This window comes from Pseudomonas sp. UBA6753 (genome assembly GCF_002453565.1).
Lineage (GTDB): Bacteria > Pseudomonadota > Gammaproteobacteria > Pseudomonadales > Pseudomonadaceae > Aquipseudomonas > Aquipseudomonas putida_Z.
Map to the genome: position 1 here is coordinate 34,878 of NZ_DKHD01000006.1, position 22,064 is coordinate 56,941.

Genomic DNA, 22,064 nt, shown 5'->3' on the forward strand with positions numbered 1-22,064 from the left:
TGCTGCGTTGTCACGCGGCAGGCTTTTCTGTCCCAGACTGCCGGCCACAAGCCTTACTTGCAGTCATGGCTGAAACGCTTCAGACTCGAGCCAAGCCGCTATCACGGCGCATGGCGCAAAAACATTCAAAATTGCGACATAAATTTTCAATGGTGAGACATGAAAATTTGTGGGCATCGCTGTCGCTGTGCAACAATGGTTTTCCATGGCCACCGCAAAAAAGCTGGCGTTTGATCGGCGTGGATGGTAAGTGGTTGTTAAAAAAGAGATTTACCTCCGTTGAGAGGTGAACCTGGTGAGAATGTGTCTATGAAAACAGGTCTGTACCATCCCGAAGAATTCAAGGACAACTGTGGTTTTGGCCTGATCGCCCATATGACGGGCGAACCGAGCCACCACCTTCTGCAAACCGCCATGCAGGCACTGACCTGCATGACGCACCGCGGCGGTATCAACGCCGACGGCAAGACCGGTGACGGTTGCGGTCTGCTCATGCAGAAGCCCGATCAATTCCTGCGTGCCGTGGCCCAGGAGCACTTCGCTGTCGAGCTGCCCAAGCAGTACGCTGTCGGCATGGTGTTCTTCAACCAGGACCCGGTCAAAGCCGAAGCCGCCCGCGCCAACATGGACCGCGAAATCCTCGCTGCTGGCCTGAAGCTGGTCGGCTGGCGCAAGGTGCCGATCGATACCAGCGTGCTCGGCCGCCTGGCCCTTGAGCGCCTGCCGCAGATCGAGCAGGTGTTCATCGGCGGTGAAGGCCTGAGCGACCAGGAATTCGCCATCAAGCTGTTCAGTGCCCGTCGCCGTTCATCCGTGGCCAACGCCCACGACGCCGACCACTACATCTGCAGCTTCTCGCACAAGACCATCATCTACAAAGGCCTGATGATGCCGCGCGATCTCGCGGCCTTCTATCCAGACCTGGGTGACGAGCGCCTGCAAACCGCGATCTGCGTGTTCCACCAGCGCTTCTCCACCAACACCCTGCCGAAATGGCCGCTGGCGCAGCCGTTCCGCTTCCTCGCCCACAACGGCGAGATCAACACCATCACCGGCAACCGCAACTGGGCCATGGCCCGTCGCACCAAGTTCGCCAACGACCTGATCCCCGACCTCGACGAGCTCGGCCCGCTGGTCAACCGCGTCGGTTCCGACTCCTCGAGCATGGACAACATGCTGGAGCTGATGGTCACTGGCGGCATCGACCTGTTCCGTGGCGTGCGCATGCTGGTACCGCCAGCCTGGCAGAACGTCGAGACCATGGACGCCGACCTGCGTGCCTTCTACGAATACAACTCCATGCACATGGAGCCGTGGGATGGCCCGGCCGGTATCGTAATGACCGAAGGCCGCCATGCGGTGTGCCTGCTCGACCGTAACGGCCTGCGCCCGGCGCGCTGGGTGACCACCAAGAACGGCTACATCACCCTGGCGTCGGAAATCGGCGTATGGGACTACAAGCCCGAGGACGTCATCGCCAAGGGCCGCGTCGGCCCGGGTCAGATCTTCGCCGTGGACACCGAAACCGGCCAGATCCTCGACACCGACGCCATCGACAACCGTCTTAAGTCGCGCCACCCGTACAAGCGCTGGCTGCGTCAGCACGCCACGCGCATCCAGGCGACGCTGACCGATGACCAGGGCGTGGCCAGCTACGACGCTGACCAGCTCAAGCAGTACATGAAAATGTTCCAGGTCACCTTCGAAGAGCGTGACCAGGTGCTGCGCCCGCTCGGCGAGCAGGGCCAGGAAGCGGTCGGTTCGATGGGTGACGACACGCCAATGGCCGTGCTGTCGCAGCGCGTGCGTTCGCCGTACGACTTCTTCCGCCAGCAGTTTGCCCAGGTGACCAACCCGCCGATCGACCCGCTGCGCGAAGCGATCGTCATGTCCCTGGAAATCTGCCTGGGTGCCGAGCGCAACATCTTCCAGGAATCCCCGGAGCACGCTTCGCGGGTAATCCTCAGCTCGCCGGTCATCTCGCCCGCCAAGTGGCGTTCGCTGATGAACCTGGAGCGCGAAGGTTTCGACCGCCAGCTGATCGACCTCAACTATGAAGAGAGCGTCGGCCTGGAAGCGGCCATCCGCAACATCGCCGACCAGGCTGAAGAAGCCGTGCGCGCAGGCAAGACCCAGCTGGTGCTGAGCGACCGCTACATCGCCCCGGGCAAGCTGCCGGTGCACGCCTCGCTGGCCGTTGGTGCGGTGCACCACCGCCTGACCGAACAGGGCCTGCGTTGCGACAGCAACATCCTGGTGGAAACCGCCACCGCCCGCGACCCGCACCACTTCGCCGTGCTGCTGGGCTTCGGTGCCTCGGCCGTTTACCCGTACCTGGCCTATGAAGTGCTGGCTGACCTGATCCGTACCGGCGAAGTGTTGGGCGACCTGGACGAAGTCTTCAAGTACTACCGCAAGGGCATCTCCAAGGGCCTGCTGAAGATCCTGTCGAAGATGGGTATCTCCACCATCGCCTCGTACCGTGGCGCGCAGCTGTTCGAAGCCATCGGCCTGGCCGAGGAAGTGGTGGGCCTGAGCTTCAAGGGCGTTTCCAGCCGCATCAAGGGTGCGCGCTTCGCAGACCTGGAAAGCGACCAGAAGCTGCTGGCAGCCGAAGCCTGGAGCGCGCGCAAGCCGATCCAGCAAGGCGGCCTGCTGAAGTTCGTCCACGGTGGCGAATACCACGCCTACAACCCGGACGTGGTCAACACCCTGCAGGCCGCCGTGCAGCAGGGCGACTACGCCAAGTTCAAGGAATACACCACGCTGGTCGATCAGCGCCCGGTGTCGATGATCCGCGACCTGCTGAAGGTGAAAGTGGCCGACCAGGCGCTGCCGCTGGAGCAGATCGAGCCGCTGGAGGCGATCCTCAAGCGCTTCGACTCCGCCGGTATCTCGCTGGGTGCACTGTCGCCAGAGGCCCACGAAGCACTGGCCGAGGCGATGAACCGCCTGGGCGCGCGTTCCAACTCTGGCGAGGGCGGTGAAGACCCGTCGCGCTACGGCACCATCAAGAGCTCGAAGATCAAGCAGGTGGCCACCGGCCGCTTTGGCGTGACTCCGGAGTACCTAGTCAACGCCGAAGTGCTGCAGATCAAGGTTGCCCAGGGCGCCAAGCCCGGTGAAGGCGGACAGCTGCCAGGCGGCAAGGTCAACGGCCTGATCGCCAAGCTGCGTTACGCGGTACCGGGCGTGACCCTGATCTCGCCACCGCCGCACCACGACATCTACTCGATCGAAGACCTGGCCCAGCTGATCTACGACCTCAAGCAGGTCAATCCGCAGGCCCTGGTTTCGGTCAAGCTGGTGGCAGAAGCTGGCGTCGGCACCATCGCCGCCGGTGTGGCCAAGGCCTATGCCGACCTGATCACCATCTCCGGCTACGACGGTGGTACCGGTGCTTCGCCGCTGACCTCGATCAAGTACGCCGGCGCCCCATGGGAGCTGGGCCTGGCCGAGACCCACCAGACCCTGCGCGGCAACGACCTGCGCGGCAAGGTACGGGTACAGACCGACGGTGGCCTGAAGACCGGCCTGGACGTGATCAAGGCAGCCATCCTCGGCGCCGAAAGCTTCGGCTTCGGTACCGCGCCGATGATCGCCCTGGGCTGCAAGTACCTGCGCATCTGCCATCTGAACAACTGCGCCACCGGCGTGGCCACCCAGAACGACAAGCTGCGCAAGGACCACTACATCGGCACCGTCGACATGGTGATCAACTTCTTCACCTTCGTCGCCGAAGAAACCCGTGAGTGGCTGGCCAAGCTGGGCGTGCGCAGCCTCGGCGAGCTGATCGGCCGTACCGACCTGCTCGACGTGCTGCCAGGCGACACCGAGCGCCAGCAGTACCTGGACCTGTCGCCGCTGCTGGGCAGCTCGCACATCCCGGCTGACAAGCCGCAGTTCTGCGAAGTCGACAAGAACCCGCCGTTCGACCAGGGCGAGCTGGCCGAGAAGATGGTGGAAATGGCCATGCCGGCCATCCGCGACCAGGCCGGTGGCGAGTTCAGCCTCGACATCTGCAACTGCGACCGCTCCATCGGTGCGCGCGTGTCGGGCGAAATCGCCCGCCTGCACGGCAACCAGGGCATGGCTGCGGCGCCGATCACCTTCCGCTTCAAGGGCACTGCGGGCCAGAGCTTCGGCGTGTGGAACGCCGGTGGCCTGAACCTGCACCTGGAAGGCGACGCCAACGACTACGTCGGCAAGGGCATGACCGGTGGCAAGGTCACCATCGTGCCGCCAGCCGGCAGCCCGTTCGAAACCCAGCACAGCGCCATCGTGGGCAACACCTGCCTGTACGGCGCCACCGGCGGCAAGCTGTTCGCCGCTGGTACTGCTGGCGAGCGCTTCGCTGTACGTAACTCCGGCGCCCACGCTGTTGTCGAGGGCACTGGCGATCACTGCTGTGAATACATGACCGGCGGCTTTGTCTGCGTGCTGGGCAAGACCGGTTACAACTTCGGTTCTGGCATGACTGGCGGCTTCGCCTACGTGCTCGACATGGACAATACCTTCGTCGACAAGCTCAACCATGAGCTGGTGGAAATCCAGCGTATCAGTGGTGAAGCGATGGAGGCCTACCGCAGCCACCTGGCGCGGGTCCTTGCCGAGTACGTGGAAGAGACTGGCAGCGAGTGGGGGCGTGAGCTCTCGGAGAACCTGGACGACTACGTGCGGCGCTTCTGGCTGGTCAAGCCGAAGGCAGCCAACCTGAAGCAACTGCTGTCCAGCACCCGTGCCAACCCGCAGTAACAACAGCTGCAAGTGACGGCCCCGTGCGCGGGGCCTGTCGTGCTCAAGTGATCGTCTTGCAGCTTGCAGCCTGAGGCTGGCAACTGCGGTAAAGAGGTTTTGAAAAATGGCTGAACGTCTGAACAACGACTTCCAGTTCATCGAAGTGGGCCGCAAGGACCCGAAGAAAAAGCTGCTGCGCCAGCGCAAGAAGGAGTTCGTGGAAATCTACGAGCCGTTCAAGCCGCAGCAGTCCGTGGAGCAGGCGCACCGCTGCCTGGGCTGCGGTAACCCGTATTGCGAATGGAAGTGCCCGGTACACAACTTCATCCCCAACTGGTTGAAGCTGGTGTCCGAAGGCAACATCCTGGCCGCGGCGGAACTGTCGCACCAGACCAACACCCTGCCGGAAGTGTGCGGCCGCGTATGCCCGCAGGACCGCCTGTGCGAGGGTGCCTGCACCCTGAACGACGGCTTCGGTGCGGTGACCATCGGCTCGGTGGAGAAGTACATCACCGACACCGCCTTCGCCATGGGCTGGCGCCCGGACATGTCCAAGGTCAAGCCAACCGGCAAGCGCGTCGCCATCATCGGTGCCGGCCCGGCCGGCCTGGGCTGTGCCGACGTGCTGGTACGTGCCGGCGTGACCCCGGTGGTGTTCGACCGCAATCCGGAAATCGGCGGCCTGCTGACCTTCGGTATTCCCGAGTTCAAGCTGGAAAAGACCGTGCTCAGCAACCGCCGTGAAGTGTTCACCGGCATGGGCATCGAGTTCCGCCTGAACACCGAGGTGGGCAAGGACGTGACCATGGAGCAACTGCTCGCCGAGTACGACGCGGTGTTCATGGGCATGGGTACCTACACCTACATGAAGGGCGGCTTCCCGGGCGAGGACCTGCCGGGCGTGCATGATGCGCTGGACTTCCTGATCGCCAACGTCAACCGCAACCTGGGCTTCGAGAAGTCGCCGGAAGACTTCGTCGACATGCAGGGCAAGAAGGTGGTGGTACTGGGCGGTGGTGACACCGCGATGGACTGCAACCGCACCTCGATCCGCCAGGGCGCCAAGTCGGTGACCTGCGCCTATCGCCGTGACGAGGCCAACATGCCGGGTTCGCGTCGTGAGGTGAAGAACGCCAAGGAAGAGGGCGTGAAGTTCCTCTACAACCGCCAGCCTATCGCCATTGTCGGCGAGGACAAGGTCGAAGGCGTGAAGGTGGTCGAGACTCGTCTCGGCGAGCCGGATGCCCGTGGCCGTCGCAGCCCGGAGCCGATCCCGGGGTCTGAAGAGATCCTGCCGGCCGATGCCGTGGTCATCGCCTTCGGCTTCCGCCCAAGCCCGGCGCCGTGGTTCGAGCAGCATGGCATCCAGCTGGATAGCCAGGGCCGCGTGGTGGCACCGGAGAAGGGCAAGTTCAAGCACCAGACCAGCAACCCGAAAGTGTTTGCCGGTGGCGACATGGTGCGTGGGTCGGACCTGGTGGTGACGGCTATCTTCGAAGGGCGTACTGCTGCTGAAGGGATCCTGGACTACCTGGAAGTCTGAGGTTGCCTGTACTGGCCTCATCGCCGGCAAGCCAGCTCCCACAAGGGCTGCGGCTCACCCTGTGGGAGCTGGCTTGCCGGCGCTAGGGCCATCGGAACCCCCATCATTAGAATTTTGTATACAAAATCTATTGATCCAGGACATACCTATAGAGAAAAGGCACGGCAAACGGCCGTGCCTTTTCTTTGTGCGTCTGAGAAAATGCCCGCACTATTTTTCCGGATGCCGACATGACTGCCCTGAAGAACGATCGTTTCCTGCGTGCACTGCTCAAGCAACCCGTAGACGTCACCCCGGTGTGGATGATGCGCCAGGCCGGCCGCTACCTGCCGGAGTACCGCGCCAGCCGCGCCAAGGCCGGTGACTTCATGAGCCTGTGCATGAACCCGCAGTTCGCCTGCGAGGTCACCCTGCAGCCGCTGGACCGCTACCCGCTGGACGCGGCGATCCTGTTCTCGGACATCCTCACTATCCCCGATGCCATGGGCCTGGGCCTGTACTTCGAAAGCGGCGAAGGCCCGCGTTTCAAGAAGGTCATCAGCACCCCGGCCGACATCGAAGCGCTGCCGATCCCCGACCCGCAGAAAGACCTTGGCTACGTGATGGACGCGGTCAGCACAATCCGCCGCGAGCTCAACGGCCGCGTGCCGCTGATCGGGTTCTCCGGCAGCCCGTGGACCCTGGCCACCTATATGGTCGAAGGCGGCTCGTCGAAGGACTTCCGCAAGACCAAGGCCATGGCCTACGACAACCCGCAGGCCCTGCACCTGCTGCTGGACAAGCTGGCCCAGTCGGTCACCAGCTACCTCAACGGCCAGATCCTCGCTGGTGCCCAGGCCGTGCAGATTTTCGACACCTGGGGCGGCAACCTGTCGGCGGCGGCTTACCAGGAGTTCTCCCTGGCCTACATGCGCAAGATCGTCAGCGGCCTGATCCGCGAGCACGAAGGGCGCAAGGTGCCGGTGATCCTGTTCACCAAGAACGGCGGCCTGTGGCTGGAAAGCATCGCCGAAGCCGGCGCCGACGCGCTGGGCCTGGACTGGACCTGCGAGATCGGCGATGCCCGCCGCCGCGTGGGTGACAAGGTTGCGCTGCAGGGCAACATGGACCCGACCGTGCTGTACGCCAAGCCCGAGGCCATCCGCAAGGAAGTGGCGCGCATCCTGGCCAGCTATGGCCACGGCACAGGCCATGTGTTCAACCTGGGCCATGGCATCACACCGGAAGTCGACCCGGAGCACGCCGGCGTGTTCATCAACGCGGTGCATGAGCTGTCGGCGCAATATCACGCTTGATTCGAGGCTCCCCGAGGTTTCGGGTCGGGGAGTCTTTCGCAAGCCTGTTCGCATCAGATTGGGGATATTTCCCTGATGTTGAACAGGCTTGGTCAAGTTACATGTCAGCGTTTCACCAAGAAACTTGCATGTCGCTGTGAATCTTTCGATGTAGAGAAAGCTCTCGACATTGAAGATCGATAGTAATTCCTCCTCGCGTCTTTAGCGCTTTTGTTTCGAAAGTCCCAACATGGAAATTGCCTCAAGGCCACGAGAAAAGACCGCGGCCTGCCAGGTTTATTCCTACATGAACGCAAAGTTGTTTTCTTTACTCTCCGCGCTCCATTCGCGCTGAAGGTGCATTGCATTTCAATAAATGCGCCTTTACGCATTTAACCAGCAATGCGTTCGGAGTTCGTGATGAATACAAGAAAGACCCTGCGAAAAAGCGTTGTCGCCACCGGTGTGTGGATGGCGATCGTAGGTGCAGGTTTGCAGGCGCAAATCGCCAATGCACATGGTTACCTGGCTGACCCTCCGTCTCGTGCAGCGCTCTGCCATGCAGGTTTTAAAAACCTGAACGTCAACTGCGGAGGTGCCCAGTACGAACCGTGGTCGGTCGGCGAAGTGATAGGGCGCTTTCCAAGCCAAGGTCCCGAGAATGGAAAAATCGCCAGTGGTGGTGTTCGAAGCGACTTTGCCGCACTCGATGAGCAATCAGCCAATCGTTGGCATCTGACCCCGGTCGTGGACCGTAACATGCAGTTCGACTGGCATTATGAAGCCCCGCATCCGGTGCGGTCGTGGGAGTACTTCATTACCAAGGCGGATTGGAACCCCAACGCTGCGCTGACCCGTGACTCATTCGATTCGACCCCGTTCTGTGCGTTGGATGGCAGCAACCAGATACCGGCAAAAGGTACTGACACCAATCCAAGGCATAGCTGCACATTGCCAGCCGACCGTTCGGGCCAGCACGTGATTCTCGCCGTCTGGAAGGTTGGCGATACCGATAAGGCTTTCCACAGTGTTGCTGACGTCGATATCCAGCTGGATGGCGGCCCGGTCCCTGAGTGGCCGCGCCTGGCTGAAATCAGCGCCAGCCGTGACCTTGAAGTTGGGGACAAAGTTACTGCCCGGGCATTCGATGCCAATGGGGAGCGTCCTGCAAACCATGTAAGCATCAAGATCGAAAATGCCGAAGAAGCCATAGCTGCCAACTGGGCTTATAAGCTCGCCAAGCAGATCAACGAAACCCAGACGTTGGTACGTGCCGGTAAAATGGATGCGGACGGTAATATCGAGCCTGTGCAGGGCTCCAACAGCATCTTTGCCAAAACCGAAAGTGGGCTGACCAACTACCTTCTGCACTTTGAAACGGCCGCTGGCGAGCAGGCCACGATGCACCTGCACGATGTCAAACCCGAATACACGATCACCGACGGCAAGGGTGGTGTGGATTTCACCGTCATGACCAACAAGGCCCTGACAGTGACAGCGCGGCTGTTCGATACCAACAAGAAGCAGGTCTCTTACTCGCGTCAGAGCGTCAACGGCACCGAGCCGTTCGTGCTGAATGTCGAAAGTACCGAAGGCGAGCATACCCTCAAGGTCGTAGGCGTGGACAAGCGTGAGCGGGTGCTGCTGCAGGACGAGAAGACGGTTCAGCTCAAAGCGGCTGGCGATGGGTCTCACGACTTCGTTTTCCCGGAATCGCTGTCGAGCTACAAGGCTGGCACAACAGTGCTGCAGCCTAAGAATGGCAAGGTCTACGAGTGCCAGCCGTTCCCTAACTCGGGCTACTGCGGGCAGTACTCAGCGGCTGCCAACCAGTTCGAGCCAGGTGTTGGCTCCGACTGGAACATGGCCTGGACCGAGAAGTAAAGCGTCCGACCTGGCCCCTTCCGGCGGGGCCAGGCTCCTCGAGTACTATCTATGCAAGTACAAAAATATTGCTGGCAGCAGATCCTCCTGCACTGGATCTCTGCCACGGTCATCATTTGGGTCTTGATCAGCGGTTTCTACGTGGCGTACCTGAATGTCTCCCCCGCTACACGCCACTTTGTGGCATTCGTCAATGTGGCCATGACGACGCTGTTCATCCCGGTATTCATGCTGCGCTGGCTGTTGCGCCTGACCAGACCCAAACCACGCAGCCCGCATGACCATCTCAAGCACCAGCGCATCGCTCATGTCGCCCATGAGGGCTTGTACTGGACCACAGCTATCGTGCTGTTGTCCGGTGTGCTGATGATGGATCGGCTCATCGATGTGTTCGGTTGGTTCTCAATCGCGCCCATGCTGAGCGACCCGTTCTGGCACAACGTCTGGTTCAAGACTCACATCGCTTCCTGCCTGTTGCTAGGCCTTGGCGTTTCGATGCACATCGCCGCCGTGCTCTTGCATGAGCTGTCCGGGCGGCGCGTGCTGAGGCGGATGCTGCCCTGATTACGATGAAGCGCTCGTCGTATCTGATTTGGCTGGCGTTCGCGCTGGTAACGCTTGCCTGCCTGGCATGGCGTGAAAGCGTTTATCCCGCAGTTGCGCCCCCGGTCGTCCAAGACCCGCCGGTGACGACAGCGTCTTTGCCGGAAGAACCACTGTCGGCGGCTACCTTGGCCCTGGCGTTCGGCTTTCAGGCGCCGGGTCAACGACAGTCGAGCCGGGCGGATATCGCCCTCAAGGCCAGCTTCGTTTCCAGCCAGGGCGATGCCCGAGCGTTGGTGAGAAGCGATAGCGGCGAGGCTATCTATCGCGTCGGAGACCGGTTACCTGGCCATGGCGTGCTGCGCCAAATAAATGTGCGTTCCATCGTGCTGTGGATCGACGGCCGCGAGGAAGTCGTGTCGTTGTCCAGCGATACCCCCTCTGTATTTCTGCCCGCGGGTGCGGCGACTCGCCTGCGCCCTGTTTCAGACCCCTCAGCCCGCCTGTTGCGGGAGGTGCAATGACTTTGATGCGATATCTGCGCGCCGCCTCGTTCGGCGCCTCTCTAACCCTTGCCTGCTCCCTGGCGCTTGCTGAGGCACCCACCTGGCAACTGGCGATGAGCGATGCCGACGTGCGCGACGTGGTGCGTGAGGTGGGGGCGATCCTTGACCAGCCGATCATTCTCGACCCGCGCGTGCAGGGGCGCATCACCGTCCTTTCGAACGAGGCGCTTGATCGCGAAGGGATACGGCGGCTGTTCTACTCGGTGCTCAATGCCCAGGGCTTTGCCGCCGTGAACGACGGCGACCGCTTGCTGGTGCTGCCTGCAAGCGAAGCCAAGGCCTGGGCAAACCAGCAGGTGGAGGCCATACCGGCAGCGGTCACCACACGGGTTTTCAACCTGTCGGGTAGTGTCGCTGCCGATCTGGCCGGCTTGCTGCGGCCGTTGGTTTCCAGCAATGGCTACATTGGACCGTCCAGCTCCGCCAACGCCCTGGTGATCACCGACTCCGCAGCCAACCTGGACCGCCTGGAAAACTTGGTCCTGCAGCTCGACAGTGGCCAGCGGCATGATCATGAACTGGTGACCTTGCGCAAAGCCCAGGCCGAGGTTGTATTCCCGGTGGTCGAAGCCGCCGCCGGTGGCCCGGACAGCGGCGTTCGGGTACTGGCTGACATGAACGGCAACCGTCTTCTGATCCTGGGCCCGATCAAGTCCAGGCAACGTCTTGCGCAACTGACCCGCTCGCTGGATGTACCGGTTCCGGCCACTTCGCAGAACTGGCGGGTGGTGCGCCTGCAACACAGCAGTGCCGAGCAGCTTGCCGAAGTATTGGGTGAGGTGGGCAAGCGGCTCGATGGTACGCCGGGCGCCAAGGCTCTGGGCGCGGACCTCCCCGGCGAGGCCATGGTCAAGGCCGATGCCAGCCAGAACGCTCTGGTAATAATGGGCGAGCCGCAGACGCTGGGCCGCGTGGAGCAGATCATCCAACAACTGGACCAGCCCCGGGCGCAAGTGCTGATCCATGCAGCAATCGTCGAAGTCAGTGGCAGCATCGATGAAGCGTTGGGCCTGCAATGGGGCATCGACAAAGGTGGCCTCAAAGGCGGCGTTACCTTCAGCGAAAGTGGTGCTGCCCTGGCCGACCTGCTGGGCAAGGAAACCAAGCTGCCGGGGGGCGTCGCCCTGGCCATTGGCTCGGACCGTTTTGCCGCGCTGGTTTCGGCCTTGGCCAGCAATAGCCGCAGCAACCTGTTGTCGACGCCGAGCCTGCTGACCTTGGACAACCAGGAGGCGCAGATTCTGGTAGGCCAGAACGTGCCGTTCAAGACCGGCTCCTACGTTACCCCCGGTAGTGGTTCGGAGAACCCCTTTACCACAGTCGAGCGCAAGGACATCGGTATCAGCCTGAAGGTGCGCCCGCACATCAACGAAGGGCGCAGCCTGCGCCTCGAGGTCGAGCAGGAGAGCTCTGAAATTGCACCCAGCACGGCCGAGAACGACCTGATCACCAACAAGCGCACGCTCAAGAGCACCATCTTGGCCGCCGATGGCGAGATTATCGTGATCGGCGGCCTGATCAAGGACAGCGTGCGCAAGGTAGAGCGCGGTGTTCCGCTGCTCAGCCGAATCCCATGGGTGGGCGGTCTGTTCCGGTGGCGCAGCGATACTCAGGAAAAAACCAACCTGATGGTCTTCCTGCGCCCGACCATTCTGCGCAGCCAGGCCGAGCTGGTCGAAACGGGGCGACGCGCCTACGAAGGGGTACGCGCTGCGGATGATTCGACCCTGCCGGAAGATCCCCGGCAGATGTTCGAGTCGCAGGCTCTGCCCGGGGCACCAGGGCCACGCTCATGAAAAGCGACCTGCCGTTCAGCTTTGCCCGACGTCACGGCATCCTGCTCGACCGCCAGGCGGCTGAGCCTGCCTTGCTGATGCGAGAAGGCACTTCGCTGGCCGCCCTTGCCGAAGCCTGCCGTGTGGTGGGCAGCAACTGGCACCTGCGGCGTGTCAGCGATGCCGACTTCGCCGAGCGCCTGGCCAGTTGCTACGGCCCCGGCCAGGATGCAGCGCAGGCCGTTGTTCAGGGCCTGGACCGGGAAATCGACCTGGCGCAGCTGGCTGAAGCCTTGCCGCAAACCAGCGACCTGCTGGAGCAACAGGACGACGCGCCGATCATCCGCCTGCTCAATGCCCTGTTCAGCGAGGCGGTGAGGGCCCGGGCCTCGGACGTCCACCTGGAAACCTTCGAGCATCAGCTGCGCGTACGCATGCGTATCGACGGCGTCATGCGCGAGGTGCTGGCGCCACCACGGGAGCTATCTGCACTGCTGGTTTCGCGCATCAAGGTCATGGCGCGCCTGGACATCGCCGAGAAGCGCGTGCCTCAGGATGGCCGGATCAGCCTGCGCCTGGCCGGCCACGAAGTGGATGTGCGGGTGTCGACCTTGCCCGCCGCCCATGGCGAGCGGGTGGTACTGCGTTTGCTGGACAAGCAGGCAATGCGTCTGGACATCGACCATATGCAGATGCCTGGCTCTGTGCGTGCTGGCTTCATGCGCATGCTGGAGAAACCACATGGCATTTTCCTGGTCACCGGGCCCACCGGTTCCGGCAAGACCACAACGCTGTACACCGCGCTTTCGTACCTCAACCAGGTATCGCGCAATATCCTCACCGTCGAAGACCCGGTCGAGTACTACCTTCCCGGCATCGGCCAGACCCAGGTCAACACCAAGGTCGACATGACCTTCGCCCGGGGGCTGCGTGCAATCTTGCGACAGGACCCCGACGTGGTCATGGTGGGCGAGATCCGTGATCGGGAGACCGCCGAGATTGCGGTGCAGGCCTCGTTGACGGGCCACCTGGTGCTGTCCACCTTGCATACCAACAGCGCTCTGGGCGCAATCACACGCCTTGCCGACATGGGCATCGATACGTGCCTGCTCGCATCTTCGCTGGCCGGGGTCATGGCCCAGCGTCTGGTGCGACGGCTTTGCCCCCATTGCCGGGTCGAACATGAAGTGGACGAGGCCACGGCGAGCGTCCTGGGCCACCCGGCCGAATTGCCGCCGCGGCTCTACAAGGCGCAGGGCTGTAGCGAATGCCAGCTGGGTTACAGCGGGCGCGTGGCGTTGCACGAGATGCTGGTGGTGAAGCCCGCGTTGGCCCAGGCGATTCACGCCCGGGCGTCTCAGGACGACATGCTCGAATTGATCCGCGTGGATACACCAAGCCTGTTCCAGCATGGCGTCCAGCGTGTCTGCCAGGGGCAGACAAGCGTGGCAGAACTGCTGCGCGTTACGGGGCAGGACTGACATGGCGCTGTTCCGCTATCAGGCCCAGGATGCAAAGGGTGTGCGCCAGCGAGGCACCGTGGAAGCGTCGGGTGCGCGCCAGGCCCGGCAAACATTGCGCGAGCAAGGGTTGCTGGTGCTGAGCATGAGCCCCTTGGGGGCATCCCCTTTGGCCCGGTTGCTGGCACGCAATACCCTGAGTCTGGCCCGGCGCTCGCTGCTGACGCGCCAGCTGGCGACTCTGCTGCATGCCGGGGTGCCGTTGACCGAGGCGTTGCAGGCAGTTGCCGAGCAGAGTACGCCGCGCCACGTACGTCAGGTATTGCGCGGCGTGGCTGAGCGGGTTGCCGAAGGCCATGCGCTGGCGCAGGCCCTGGCGCATTACCCACAGGCATTTCCCATGGTTTATCGGGCCACCGTGGCCGCTGCCGAACGTTCCGGCCACCTGGCGGGCGTGCTCGAGCGTTTGGCCGAGCATGGCGAGAACCATCAGGCCCTGCGACAGAAGGTACAGCTGGCGATGGTTTACCCGGTGATCCTGCTGGTTGTCTCGTTGCTGGTGGTGGGTTTTCTGCTGGGCTATGTGGTGCCAGACGTGGTGCAGGCTTTTACGCGTGACCATGCACAGCTGCCGCTGGCAACGCGAGTGCTGATCACCTTGAGCGATGCCACGAACCATTACGGCTTGGCAGCGCTGGCGCTATTGGCCATGGCCATTGCACTGGTTGCCTGTGCCCTTCGCCAACCGGCAAGGCGCAGCCAATGGCATGGCTTTTCACTGCGCCTGCCCGGATATGGCGAATTTGTCCGGGCCAGTGAAGCGGCCCGCTTCATCAGCACCCTTGCGATCCTGGGGCGCAGCGGCGTGGTATTGGTCGAGGCGATGAACATCAGCGCGGCCGTGATCGGCAACCTGATTCTACGCGAGCGCCTGCTGCGGGCCGTCCGTGAGCTGGGCGAGGGCACCACGCTGGCCAACTGCCTGGCACGCAGCGAAGCCTTGCCACCGCTGATGCTGCACATGATCGCCAGCGGCGAACGCGCCGGTGAGCTGGACACCATGCTCGAACGTGCCGCAGACCTTCAGGCCAAACAACTGGCAGGGCGTATTTCCTTGCTGGTGAGCCTCTGTGAGCCCCTGATGCTGCTGGTGATGGGGGGCATCGTGCTGTTCATCGTGCTCGCCATCCTGCTGCCGATCCTCAACCTCAACCAACTGGTCAACTGACATGTCCATGCGTTCATCACGCCGCGCCGAACGCGGCTTCACTCTCATCGAAATCATGGTGGTGGTCATTATCCTGGGGGTTCTTGGCGCGCTGGTGCTGCCCAACGTCATGAGCCGTCCCGACCATGCCAAGCTGACCGCAGCCCGCACCGATATCCAGTCAATTTCCACCGCGCTGGAAATCTACCGTCTGGACAACGGCCGCTACCCGACAACCGCGCAAGGGCTGGACGCCTTGGTGAAACGCCCCACGGTGGCGCCACTGCCACGTCAATGGAGTGCCCAAGGCTATCTGAAGAGCACACCAACCGACCCCTGGGGCTCGCATTACCAGTACGCAAGCCCAGGAACCCGTTCGACCCAGGGCTATGACCTCTACTCCCTGGGCGGCGACGGCCAGCCGGGCGGTGAGGAAATGGATGCTGATATCGGTAACTGGTCTGAATGAAACAGCGCCGCTCTCGAGGCTTCACCCTGCTGGAGCTGCTTCTGGTGATGCTGTTGCTGGGCATTGTGATGGGCATGGCCGGGTTCACGTTCGCACGCGATCCGCAGCGTGTGGCCAGCCAGGAGGCCAGCCTCTTCCTCCAGTTGGTGCAGTACGCGCGGCAGCAGGCGGTGCTGGAAGGGCTGACGCAAGGTATTCGCATCGATGCCCAGAGCTACCAACTGCTTAAAGCCTCCGAGGATGGCTGGGAGGCAGCCGGCAGGCATCGCAATATTGACCTGGACCTGCGCTTGGAGATCGATGGGCTGCCTGTGCCATATGCTCTGGCTGGCGGGGCGCCGCAGCTGCTGATGTACGGTAATGACGAGCACACGCCGTTTTCCCTGCATTTCGAGGCGGACGATGTGCGCCTTGTTTCCGTGTCGAGTGATGGCCTCAATGACCCCCAGTTCGTGCACTGAACGCGGCTTCACCCTGTTGGAGGTGTTGGTGGCGCTGGCGATTTTCGCAGTACTGGCCGTGGCGGTGACCACGGCCAGCCAGCATGTACTGGCGCAATCGCAGGGGGTTCGAGAGCGCCTACTGGCTAGCTGGGTGGCCGACAACCACCTGACGGAGCTGGGCCTGCAAGCTGCGCCGGCTCCCGGCCAGCGGAGCCTGGAGGTCATGTTCGGTCAACACCGCTGGACTCTGCACGAAAGCCGCCGTCTGGACGTGGGTGGCTTGCTGGAAGTGCAGGTACGTGTGGGCCTCGCTGCGGATCGCCAGGTGCTGCATCAGGCCACGGGGTGGCTGGGGATGGCGGATGCGCCGCGCTAGCCCGGGCAGGATGACCCGCCAGGGGGGCTTCACCTTGATCGAGTTGCTGTTGGCGCTCGCTATCTTTGCCGTCCTGGCTATCGGAAGTGCGCGCGTGCTCGATGTGTTCATGCGTGCCGAGAACGCACGCCAGGCACAGGCCGATGAGCTGCGTGCGCTGGGCAGGGCCATGAGCTTGATCCAGCGCGACGCCATGCTGGGGTATGCGCCCGCGAGCCTGGGCAAGGGCGGTTACGGCATTCTGCTGAACGGCACTCGGGCCCATTGGTTGGCCAGCGAACAAGGCAGCCAAGCGCTCAAGCGCAGCGAGCTGAGGGTTGTCGAGTACTGGCTCGAAGACGGCGTGCTGTGGCGCCAGCGACGCACGCTGGAGCAAGGTCAGCCACGCCCGCAGCGTTTGCTCGAAGGTGTAGGCGAGCTGCACTGGCGTCTGCACGTGCCCGGTCGCGGCTGGCAGGCGCGCTGGCCAATGGCCCAGCGCCGGCCGGTGCCACCGCAGGCGCTGGAGGTGACACTGTCGACCAGGCGTTTTCAACAGATCCGGCGGGTACTGCCGCTGGGAGGCACCAGCCAATGAGGGGGCAACGGCAAAAGGGGCTTGCGCTGGTCACCGTGCTGCTTGTCATGGCGCTGCTCACGTTGCTGTCAGCCGGTATGTTGCGCAGCCATCAACTGCTGATTGGTGGTGTCAGCCAGCAGATCGAAGCGTCGCGCTTGCTGCGTTTGGCTCAGGCCGGCGAGCAGCATGCCCTGGCGAGCTTGCGCCGTGAGGTAGGCGAAGTACTGCAGGTCACTCATGTTCGACAATCCTGGGCCCAGCCCCGAGCGCTCACCCTTGGTCAGGGGCAACTGAGCCTGCAGCTGGAGGACCTCTCGGGCCGCTTGAACCTCGGCGCCCTGATGGCAGGCAAGACCCCCGACCCGCTGCTGCTCAAGCGCTGGGAGCGCCTTTGCCATTCGTTGCAGGTGGAGCCACCCGCTTTGGAAGGGCTCGCTGGCCAGCCGATGCTCGACCCAACCCAGTTGCGTACGTTGCCGGGTGTTTCCGCTGAGGTAATGGCGCGTTTGCAGCCTTGGGTCGTGGTGTTGCCCAAGGAGGCGCGGCTCAACATCAATACGGCCCCGGCCCTACTGCTTGCGGCGTCCGCCGAGGTGTCGCTTACGGTGGCAAGCCAACTGGTAAGCGAGCGCCCCGAAGCGGGTTACCCCACGGTAGAGCGTTTTTTGGCTCTGCCCCAACTGGAGGGCGTGGGTCTGGACAGGCGCGGGCTGGCCGTGACCAGCCGCTGGTTTCGCCTGGAGGTGCAGGCAGAGATGGCAGGTAAGCGCATGTACCTGTACAGCGACCTGGAGATCGATTTGGACACGCATCAGGTTCGTGTGGTGCGGCGTATGTTTTCTGCGATGCGGGAGCAAAGAGCAGATGAGTGAGAATTGGCTGTACCTGTTGCCGGAAGGGGTTGCGGCGGCCGATGCGCGGTGGCCGGTGTGGCTGCGTGCGGCGGACGGCAGCCTGCACAAGGCACGACTGGAGGAGCTGGCTTCGACGCTCACCGGTCCTGCTATCGTGGTGGTACCCATGGAGATGCTGGGCAGTTGCGAGATCGGTCCTGTGCCGGGCAAGCGGCCCAAGCCTGAAACATTGGCCTACGCTGCCGAAGACCATTTGGCAGCGCCGCTGGAAACGCTGCATCTGGTGTTCGGCCCGCCGGATGCGGAGGGGCATCGCCGGGCTCTGGTAATAGAGCGTCAGGTTCTGGCCAGCCTGATGGCCTTGTTGAAAAGCCAGGGAATCGACCCGCTCGGGATCCATGTCGATGCCGACCTGCTGGGCGCAGAGCAGCCCCGTGCACTGTGGCTCGAGGGTCGCTGGTTGTCGGGTGGGCATGGTGGGCCTTGGCTGGTCGCCGGCCCCCAGGCGGCCGAGGTCCTGGTGCGCCAGCTGCCGCCGATGGAGCGGCCGGCCGAACCTGCTGATGCAGGGCAGGCGCTCCACAACCAAACCGTCGATAGCGCCTTTCACACCTTCATCCAAGGTCGGGCCAAGGCCCTGGACCTGCGTCAGGGGCCATTTCGGCGACGCAGCCCGATCGTGCCCTGGCCCTCCCTGGCGGGCGGAGCGCTGCTGGCCTTCGCAATGGTGTGCCTGGCGGAACATCTGCGTGCTGAATGGCTGTCGGAACGTACAGCACAGCTACATGCCGAGAATCTTCAGACGTTTCTGCGTTGGGCGCCCGAGCAGTCTGTCGCAGGTGACCTGGCCACGCAGATCAGGGCGCTGGAGTTCCGTCCCCGGGAGAAGACTACCGTCGAGGGGCTGGTTTCTTTCACGGAGCAATTGGTGGAAACCGGGAACATCACGGTTGAACGGGCCGTGTCCAATCCCGGCGAAGGGTGGCGAATGGAAGTGGTTGCGCAAGGTTTCGATGACCTTGAGCGCTTGCGCCAGCGGGCCCCTGCCGTGCTGATGGATCAAGCCCGGCAGGTCGAGCAGGTTGTGCGCGCGACCCTGACTTTCAGGGAGATTCGCTGATGCGGTGGATTGGGCAGGCCTTGATAGGCCAATGGCAATCGATACCCGGTGATCGAAGGGCCGTGATCATGGCCGCACTCTGGAGTTTGGCCATGGTCGTGCTCTGGCAGTTTGCCTGGGTACCCGGCAAGCAGCGCTCGCAACAGGCCGAGCTCGCCCATGCGCATGAGCTGAAGCTCAGCGGGCATCTGCAACGGGTTTCGACAGGCCCGGCCTTGGCCGGGGAAGCGGTGACGGTGCTGACACCTGCTGTTCTGAACCAACGCGCACTGGTCGCCGATTTGCAAATTACCGGGTTGCAGGCACGGGCCGGTCAGGTGGACGTAAGCCTCGAGGGCGAGCCTGCGCCACTGCTGGGGTGGCTGCATGCGCTGGAGCTTGACGGCGCGCAGGTCCGCAGTTTGCAGTTGCAAGTTGTTGGGGAGCAGCTGCAGGCGCAGTTGGGGTTGGCGCTGGATGAGGCCAGTGCTGATTAAGGTTGGCTTCAGCCAGCAGCGGTAGGCTGTTTCCATCGAAATCGAATCAGGACCTGTCCCATGAAAATCCGTTACCTCGCCTTGATCCTCGCCCCTCTGTTCAGCACTGCCGCCCTGGCTGCCGGCTACACCGGCCCCGGCGCTCAGTCGGTCACCACCGTAGCTGCGGCCAACGATGCTGCCGACGACACCCCAGTGGTGCTGCAAGGCTTCGTGACCAAGAAGATCAACAACGACGACAAGTACGAGTTCAAGGACAACACCGGCACCATCACTGTGGAAATCGATGATGAAGACCTGCCGCCGACGCCGTTCAACGACAAGACCAAGGTCAAGCTGACCGGTGAGGTGGAGAAGCACCTGATGAGCCGGGAAGTGGATGTGGATATGGTCGAAATCACCAACTGATCCAACGGCAAGTTCGCGGGCACGCCCGCTCCAACAGGTTTGGCGGTGGCTTCAGGTGAGGCGCCGTCCCTGTGGGAGCGGGCGTGCCCGCGAATGTTTCACACCGATTTCGGTGGTAACCTGCTCAGGTGCAGTGCCACCAGCAACGCCACCGCCAGCAGGCTGCCAATGAACAGCCCGATGCCATTCCAGCCCCACTGGTGCCAGAACACCCCGCCCGCCGTACCGGCCACGCTCGACCCGGCGTAATAGCTGAACAGGTACAGCGACGACGCCTGTCCCTTGGCCTTCAAAGCCCTGCGGCCGATCCAGCTGCTGGCCACCGAGTGCGCGCCAAAAAAGCCGAAGGTGAACACCAGCATACCGACGATAACCGTCACCAGCGGGCTGGCCAGGGTCATCAGCAAGCCGCCCGCCATCACCACGATACTGGCCCAGAACACCTTGCGCCGGCCCAGTTTGTCAGCCAGTGCGCCGACCTGCGCCGAGCTGTAGATGCCAGACAGGTACACCACTGACAGCAAACCGACCAGCGCCTGGTTCATGTGATAGGGCTCGGCCAGCAGGCGGTAGCCGATGTAGTTGAACAGGGTGACGAAGGCGCCCATCAGCAGGAAGGCTTCGAGGAACAGCCAGGGCAGGCCGGCATCCCTGAAGTGCATGACGAAGCCATCCAGCAGGCTGCGTGGGTTCATCGCCTGCGGGCGGAAATTGCGCGATTCGGGCAGCACCTTCCAGAACACCAGCGCCGCCACCAGGGCCAGGCCGCCGATGGTCAGCATCGCCGTGTGCCAGCTGACGAAGTCGATCAGCACGCCGGTGATCAGGCGCCCGCTCATGCCGCCAATGGCGTTGCCGCCGATGTACAGGCCCATGGCCAGGCCAATGTGCTGCGGGTGGATCTCTTCGCTCAGGTAGGTCATCGCCACCGCTGCCAGGCCGCTCAGCGACAGGCCGACCAGAGCGCGGGTGGCCAGTACCAGCTCCCAGCTCGGCATCACCGCGCTGGCCAGGGTGGAAAGGGCGGCGCAGACCAGGGCAAACACCATCACCGGCTTGCGCCCGATGCGGTCGGAGATCGGCCCGGTGATCAGCAGGCCGAACGCCAGCATGGCTGTGGAGACCGACAGCACCAGGCTGCTCTGCGCCGCATTGATGGCAAATTCCTTCGACAGCAACGGCATCATCGGCTGCACGCAGTACAGCAGGGCGAAGGTGGCGAAGCCGCCGCTAAATAGCGCCAGCACGGTCTTCATGAAGGCGGGGGTGCCTTTTTCGATCCACATTTCGTTCAGCGAGGCAGGTTCTGGCTCGGCGGGAAGGGGAGCTACAGCAGTTTTCACGGGGGGTACCTCTGGCGCAATGAAAAAAAGCATATAGCTGGCTAATGATTAGATCCAATATATTGTTCGACCTATTTGAGATGTTTTGCGACCTGTTCGGAGCTGATCATGGAACTGCGCCATCTGCGTTACTTCATCGCCGTGGCCGAAGAGCTGCATTTTGGCCGCGCCGCCCAGCAGCTGGGCATTTCGCAGCCACCCTTGAGTCAGCAGATCCAGGCGCTGGAGCAGGAGCTGGGGGCCCGGCTGTTCGAGCGTACCAACCGTCGGGTCGAGCTGAGCGAGGCGGGGCGGTTGTTCCTCGAGGAAGCCCGCCAGGTGCTGGCGCAGGTGGAAAAGGCCGCCGATGTCGCCCGGCGTGCGCAGTTGGGGGAGCTGGGGGAGATGAAGATCGGCTTTACCTCCTCGGCACCGTTCACCTCGAAGATCCCCAAGGCCATCCACGCGTTTCGCCAGCGCTTCCCGGCGGTGCACCTGAACCTCAAGGAAATGAGCAGTCGCGACGTGGCAGAAGGGGTGTTCGACGAGTCCATCGAGGTCGGGCTGATGCGGCCGATGCCGCTGCCGGAAGGGCTGGTGGCCACCGAGCTGTTTCGCGAGCCGCTGGTGGCAGTGATCAATGCCTCGCATCCATTGGCCGAGGGCACGGAGCATGGCGTGCACATGACCGCCCTGGCCAATGAGCCGTTCGTGTTCTTCCCGCGCAGCTATGGCAGCGGGTTGCACGCACAGTTGCTGAGCCTGGCGCGCCAGGCGGGTTTCAGCCCGCATTTTGCCCAGGAAGCGGGGGAGGCGATGACCATCATCGGGCTGGTATCGGCAGGGCTTGGGGTATCGGTGCTGCCGGCGTCGTTCCAGCGCATGCGCATCGAGGGGGTGGTCTATCGCACGCTGCTGGATGAAGGGGCGATGTCGGCGGTGTGGCTGGTGCAGCGCGAGCATGGTGGGTCGGCGATGGCACGGGCATTTGCCGAGTTGCTCACAGGGCAGGTGGCTGGCGGGGGCAGTGTAGTTGCCTGATCGGGCC

At 62.9% G+C, this 22,064-nt stretch carries 19 protein-coding genes; 18 read left to right on the forward strand and 1 reads right to left on the reverse strand.

Features of this window, described 5'->3' with window-relative positions:
- Window positions 1-309: 309 nt before the first annotated feature.
- The 17 genes from gltB to B2790_RS03755 all read left to right on the forward strand — a co-directional run bounded on the left by gltB (window position 310) and on the right by B2790_RS03755 (window position 19,694).
- Window positions 310-4,755 carry a glutamate synthase large subunit gene (gene gltB / locus B2790_RS03675; protein ID WP_286918286.1) on the forward strand — a complete coding sequence of 1,482 codons (4,446 nt, stop codon included), beginning with the start codon at window positions 310-312 and terminating at the stop codon, window positions 4,753-4,755.
- A 106-nt stretch (window positions 4,756-4,861) separates the two neighbouring features.
- Window positions 4,862-6,280, forward strand: a complete 1,419-nt coding sequence (locus B2790_RS03680) for an FAD-dependent oxidoreductase (protein ID WP_013974599.1) — start codon at window positions 4,862-4,864, stop codon at window positions 6,278-6,280.
- A gap of 230 nt (window positions 6,281-6,510) precedes the next feature.
- Window positions 6,511-7,575: a uroporphyrinogen decarboxylase gene (gene hemE, locus B2790_RS03685; RefSeq protein WP_075046641.1), complete on the forward strand. Its 1,065-nt coding sequence runs from the start codon at window positions 6,511-6,513 to the stop codon at window positions 7,573-7,575.
- A gap of 399 nt (window positions 7,576-7,974) precedes the next feature.
- Entirely contained in the window at window positions 7,975-9,438 is a 1,464-nt protein-coding gene (gene gbpA, locus B2790_RS03690) for an N-acetylglucosamine-binding protein GbpA (RefSeq protein WP_286918287.1), read from the forward strand.
- A gap of 51 nt (window positions 9,439-9,489) precedes the next feature.
- Complete coding sequence (locus B2790_RS03695) at window positions 9,490-10,002, forward strand: cytochrome b (protein WP_286918288.1); 513 nt, start codon at window positions 9,490-9,492, stop codon at window positions 10,000-10,002.
- 5 nt (window positions 10,003-10,007) lie between these two features.
- On the forward strand, window positions 10,008-10,505 hold the full coding sequence (locus B2790_RS03700; RefSeq protein WP_286918289.1) for a type II secretion system protein N: 498 nt from the start codon (window positions 10,008-10,010) through the stop codon (window positions 10,503-10,505).
- Window positions 10,502-12,343 carry a type II secretion system secretin GspD gene (gene gspD / locus B2790_RS03705; protein WP_286918290.1) on the forward strand — a complete coding sequence of 614 codons (1,842 nt, stop codon included), beginning with the start codon at window positions 10,502-10,504 and terminating at the stop codon, window positions 12,341-12,343. The genes B2790_RS03700 and gspD overlap by 4 nt, the downstream gene beginning before the upstream one ends.
- Window positions 12,340-13,803 (forward strand): type II secretion system ATPase GspE, encoded by a 1,464-nt coding sequence (gene gspE, locus B2790_RS03710; protein WP_286918291.1) that lies wholly within the window; start codon window positions 12,340-12,342, stop codon window positions 13,801-13,803. Before gspD ends, gspE begins: the two co-directional genes overlap by 4 nt.
- 1 nt (window position 13,804) lies before the next feature.
- Window positions 13,805-15,010 carry a type II secretion system inner membrane protein GspF gene (gene gspF / locus B2790_RS03715; protein WP_286918292.1) on the forward strand — a complete coding sequence of 402 codons (1,206 nt, stop codon included), beginning with the start codon at window positions 13,805-13,807 and terminating at the stop codon, window positions 15,008-15,010.
- A 1-nt stretch (window position 15,011) separates the two neighbouring features.
- A complete protein-coding gene (gene gspG, locus B2790_RS03720; RefSeq protein ID WP_075046635.1) occupies window positions 15,012-15,458 on the forward strand; it encodes a type II secretion system major pseudopilin GspG in 447 nt (148 codons plus the stop codon).
- Window positions 15,455-15,919 carry a type II secretion system minor pseudopilin GspH gene (gene gspH / locus B2790_RS03725; protein WP_075046634.1) on the forward strand — a complete coding sequence of 155 codons (465 nt, stop codon included), beginning with the start codon at window positions 15,455-15,457 and terminating at the stop codon, window positions 15,917-15,919. The genes gspG and gspH overlap by 4 nt, the downstream gene beginning before the upstream one ends.
- A complete protein-coding gene (gspI, locus tag B2790_RS03730) occupies window positions 15,897-16,277 on the forward strand; it encodes a type II secretion system minor pseudopilin GspI (RefSeq protein ID WP_084785292.1) in 381 nt (126 codons plus the stop codon). The genes gspH and gspI overlap by 23 nt, the downstream gene beginning before the upstream one ends.
- Window positions 16,264-16,854, forward strand: coding sequence for a type II secretion system minor pseudopilin GspJ (gspJ, locus tag B2790_RS03735; protein WP_286918293.1), 591 nt, complete (start codon window positions 16,264-16,266; stop codon window positions 16,852-16,854). Before gspI ends, gspJ begins: the two co-directional genes overlap by 14 nt.
- On the forward strand, window positions 16,851-17,708 hold the full coding sequence (locus B2790_RS03740; protein WP_286918294.1) for a general secretion pathway protein GspK: 858 nt from the start codon (window positions 16,851-16,853) through the stop codon (window positions 17,706-17,708). The genes gspJ and B2790_RS03740 overlap by 4 nt, the downstream gene beginning before the upstream one ends.
- Window positions 17,701-18,810 (forward strand): type II secretion system protein GspL, encoded by a 1,110-nt coding sequence (gspL, locus tag B2790_RS03745; protein WP_286918295.1) that lies wholly within the window; start codon window positions 17,701-17,703, stop codon window positions 18,808-18,810. Before B2790_RS03740 ends, gspL begins: the two co-directional genes overlap by 8 nt.
- Before the next feature lie 68 nt (window positions 18,811-18,878).
- Window positions 18,879-19,286, forward strand: a complete 408-nt coding sequence (locus B2790_RS03750; RefSeq protein WP_286918296.1) for a hypothetical protein — start codon at window positions 18,879-18,881, stop codon at window positions 19,284-19,286.
- Between the two features lie 60 nt (window positions 19,287-19,346).
- On the forward strand, window positions 19,347-19,694 hold the full coding sequence (locus tag B2790_RS03755; RefSeq protein ID WP_286918297.1) for a YgiW/YdeI family stress tolerance OB fold protein: 348 nt from the start codon (window positions 19,347-19,349) through the stop codon (window positions 19,692-19,694).
- A 98-nt stretch (window positions 19,695-19,792) separates the two neighbouring features.
- Here B2790_RS03755 and B2790_RS03760 read toward each other — a convergent pair whose 3' ends face one another.
- Entirely contained in the window at window positions 19,793-20,980 is a 1,188-nt protein-coding gene (locus B2790_RS03760; protein ID WP_286918333.1) for an MFS transporter, read from the reverse strand.
- A 165-nt stretch (window positions 20,981-21,145) separates the two neighbouring features.
- On the opposite strand from B2790_RS03760, the gene B2790_RS03765 reads away from it, so the two are divergent.
- On the forward strand, window positions 21,146-22,057 hold the full coding sequence (locus tag B2790_RS03765) for a LysR family transcriptional regulator (protein ID WP_085663473.1): 912 nt from the start codon (window positions 21,146-21,148) through the stop codon (window positions 22,055-22,057).
- Window positions 22,058-22,064 lie beyond the last annotated feature (7 nt).

Coding starts and splice junctions, on each gene's coding strand:
- gltB (WP_286918286.1), top strand. CDS start 310: ATGAAAACAGGTCTGTACCATCCCGAAGAATTCAAGGACAACTGTGGT.
- B2790_RS03680 (WP_013974599.1), top strand. CDS start 4,862: ATGGCTGAACGTCTGAACAACGACTTCCAGTTCATCGAAGTGGGCCGC.
- hemE (WP_075046641.1), top strand. CDS start 6,511: ATGACTGCCCTGAAGAACGATCGTTTCCTGCGTGCACTGCTCAAGCAA.
- gbpA (WP_286918287.1), top strand. CDS start 7,975: ATGAATACAAGAAAGACCCTGCGAAAAAGCGTTGTCGCCACCGGTGTG.
- B2790_RS03695 (WP_286918288.1), top strand. CDS start 9,490: ATGCAAGTACAAAAATATTGCTGGCAGCAGATCCTCCTGCACTGGATC.
- B2790_RS03700 (WP_286918289.1), top strand. CDS start 10,008: ATGAAGCGCTCGTCGTATCTGATTTGGCTGGCGTTCGCGCTGGTAACG.
- gspD (WP_286918290.1), top strand. CDS start 10,502: ATGACTTTGATGCGATATCTGCGCGCCGCCTCGTTCGGCGCCTCTCTA.
- gspE (WP_286918291.1), top strand. CDS start 12,340: ATGAAAAGCGACCTGCCGTTCAGCTTTGCCCGACGTCACGGCATCCTG.
- gspF (WP_286918292.1), top strand. CDS start 13,805: ATGGCGCTGTTCCGCTATCAGGCCCAGGATGCAAAGGGTGTGCGCCAG.
- gspG (WP_075046635.1), top strand. CDS start 15,012: ATGTCCATGCGTTCATCACGCCGCGCCGAACGCGGCTTCACTCTCATC.
- gspH (WP_075046634.1), top strand. CDS start 15,455: ATGAAACAGCGCCGCTCTCGAGGCTTCACCCTGCTGGAGCTGCTTCTG.
- gspI (WP_084785292.1), top strand. CDS start 15,897: ATGACCCCCAGTTCGTGCACTGAACGCGGCTTCACCCTGTTGGAGGTG.
- gspJ (WP_286918293.1), top strand. CDS start 16,264: ATGCGCCGCGCTAGCCCGGGCAGGATGACCCGCCAGGGGGGCTTCACC.
- B2790_RS03740 (WP_286918294.1), top strand. CDS start 16,851: ATGAGGGGGCAACGGCAAAAGGGGCTTGCGCTGGTCACCGTGCTGCTT.
- gspL (WP_286918295.1), top strand. CDS start 17,701: ATGAGTGAGAATTGGCTGTACCTGTTGCCGGAAGGGGTTGCGGCGGCC.
- B2790_RS03750 (WP_286918296.1), top strand. CDS start 18,879: ATGGCCGCACTCTGGAGTTTGGCCATGGTCGTGCTCTGGCAGTTTGCC.
- B2790_RS03755 (WP_286918297.1), top strand. CDS start 19,347: ATGAAAATCCGTTACCTCGCCTTGATCCTCGCCCCTCTGTTCAGCACT.
- B2790_RS03760 (WP_286918333.1), bottom strand. CDS start 20,980: ATGTGGATCGAAAAAGGCACCCCCGCCTTCATGAAGACCGTGCTGGCG.
- B2790_RS03765 (WP_085663473.1), top strand. CDS start 21,146: ATGGAACTGCGCCATCTGCGTTACTTCATCGCCGTGGCCGAAGAGCTG.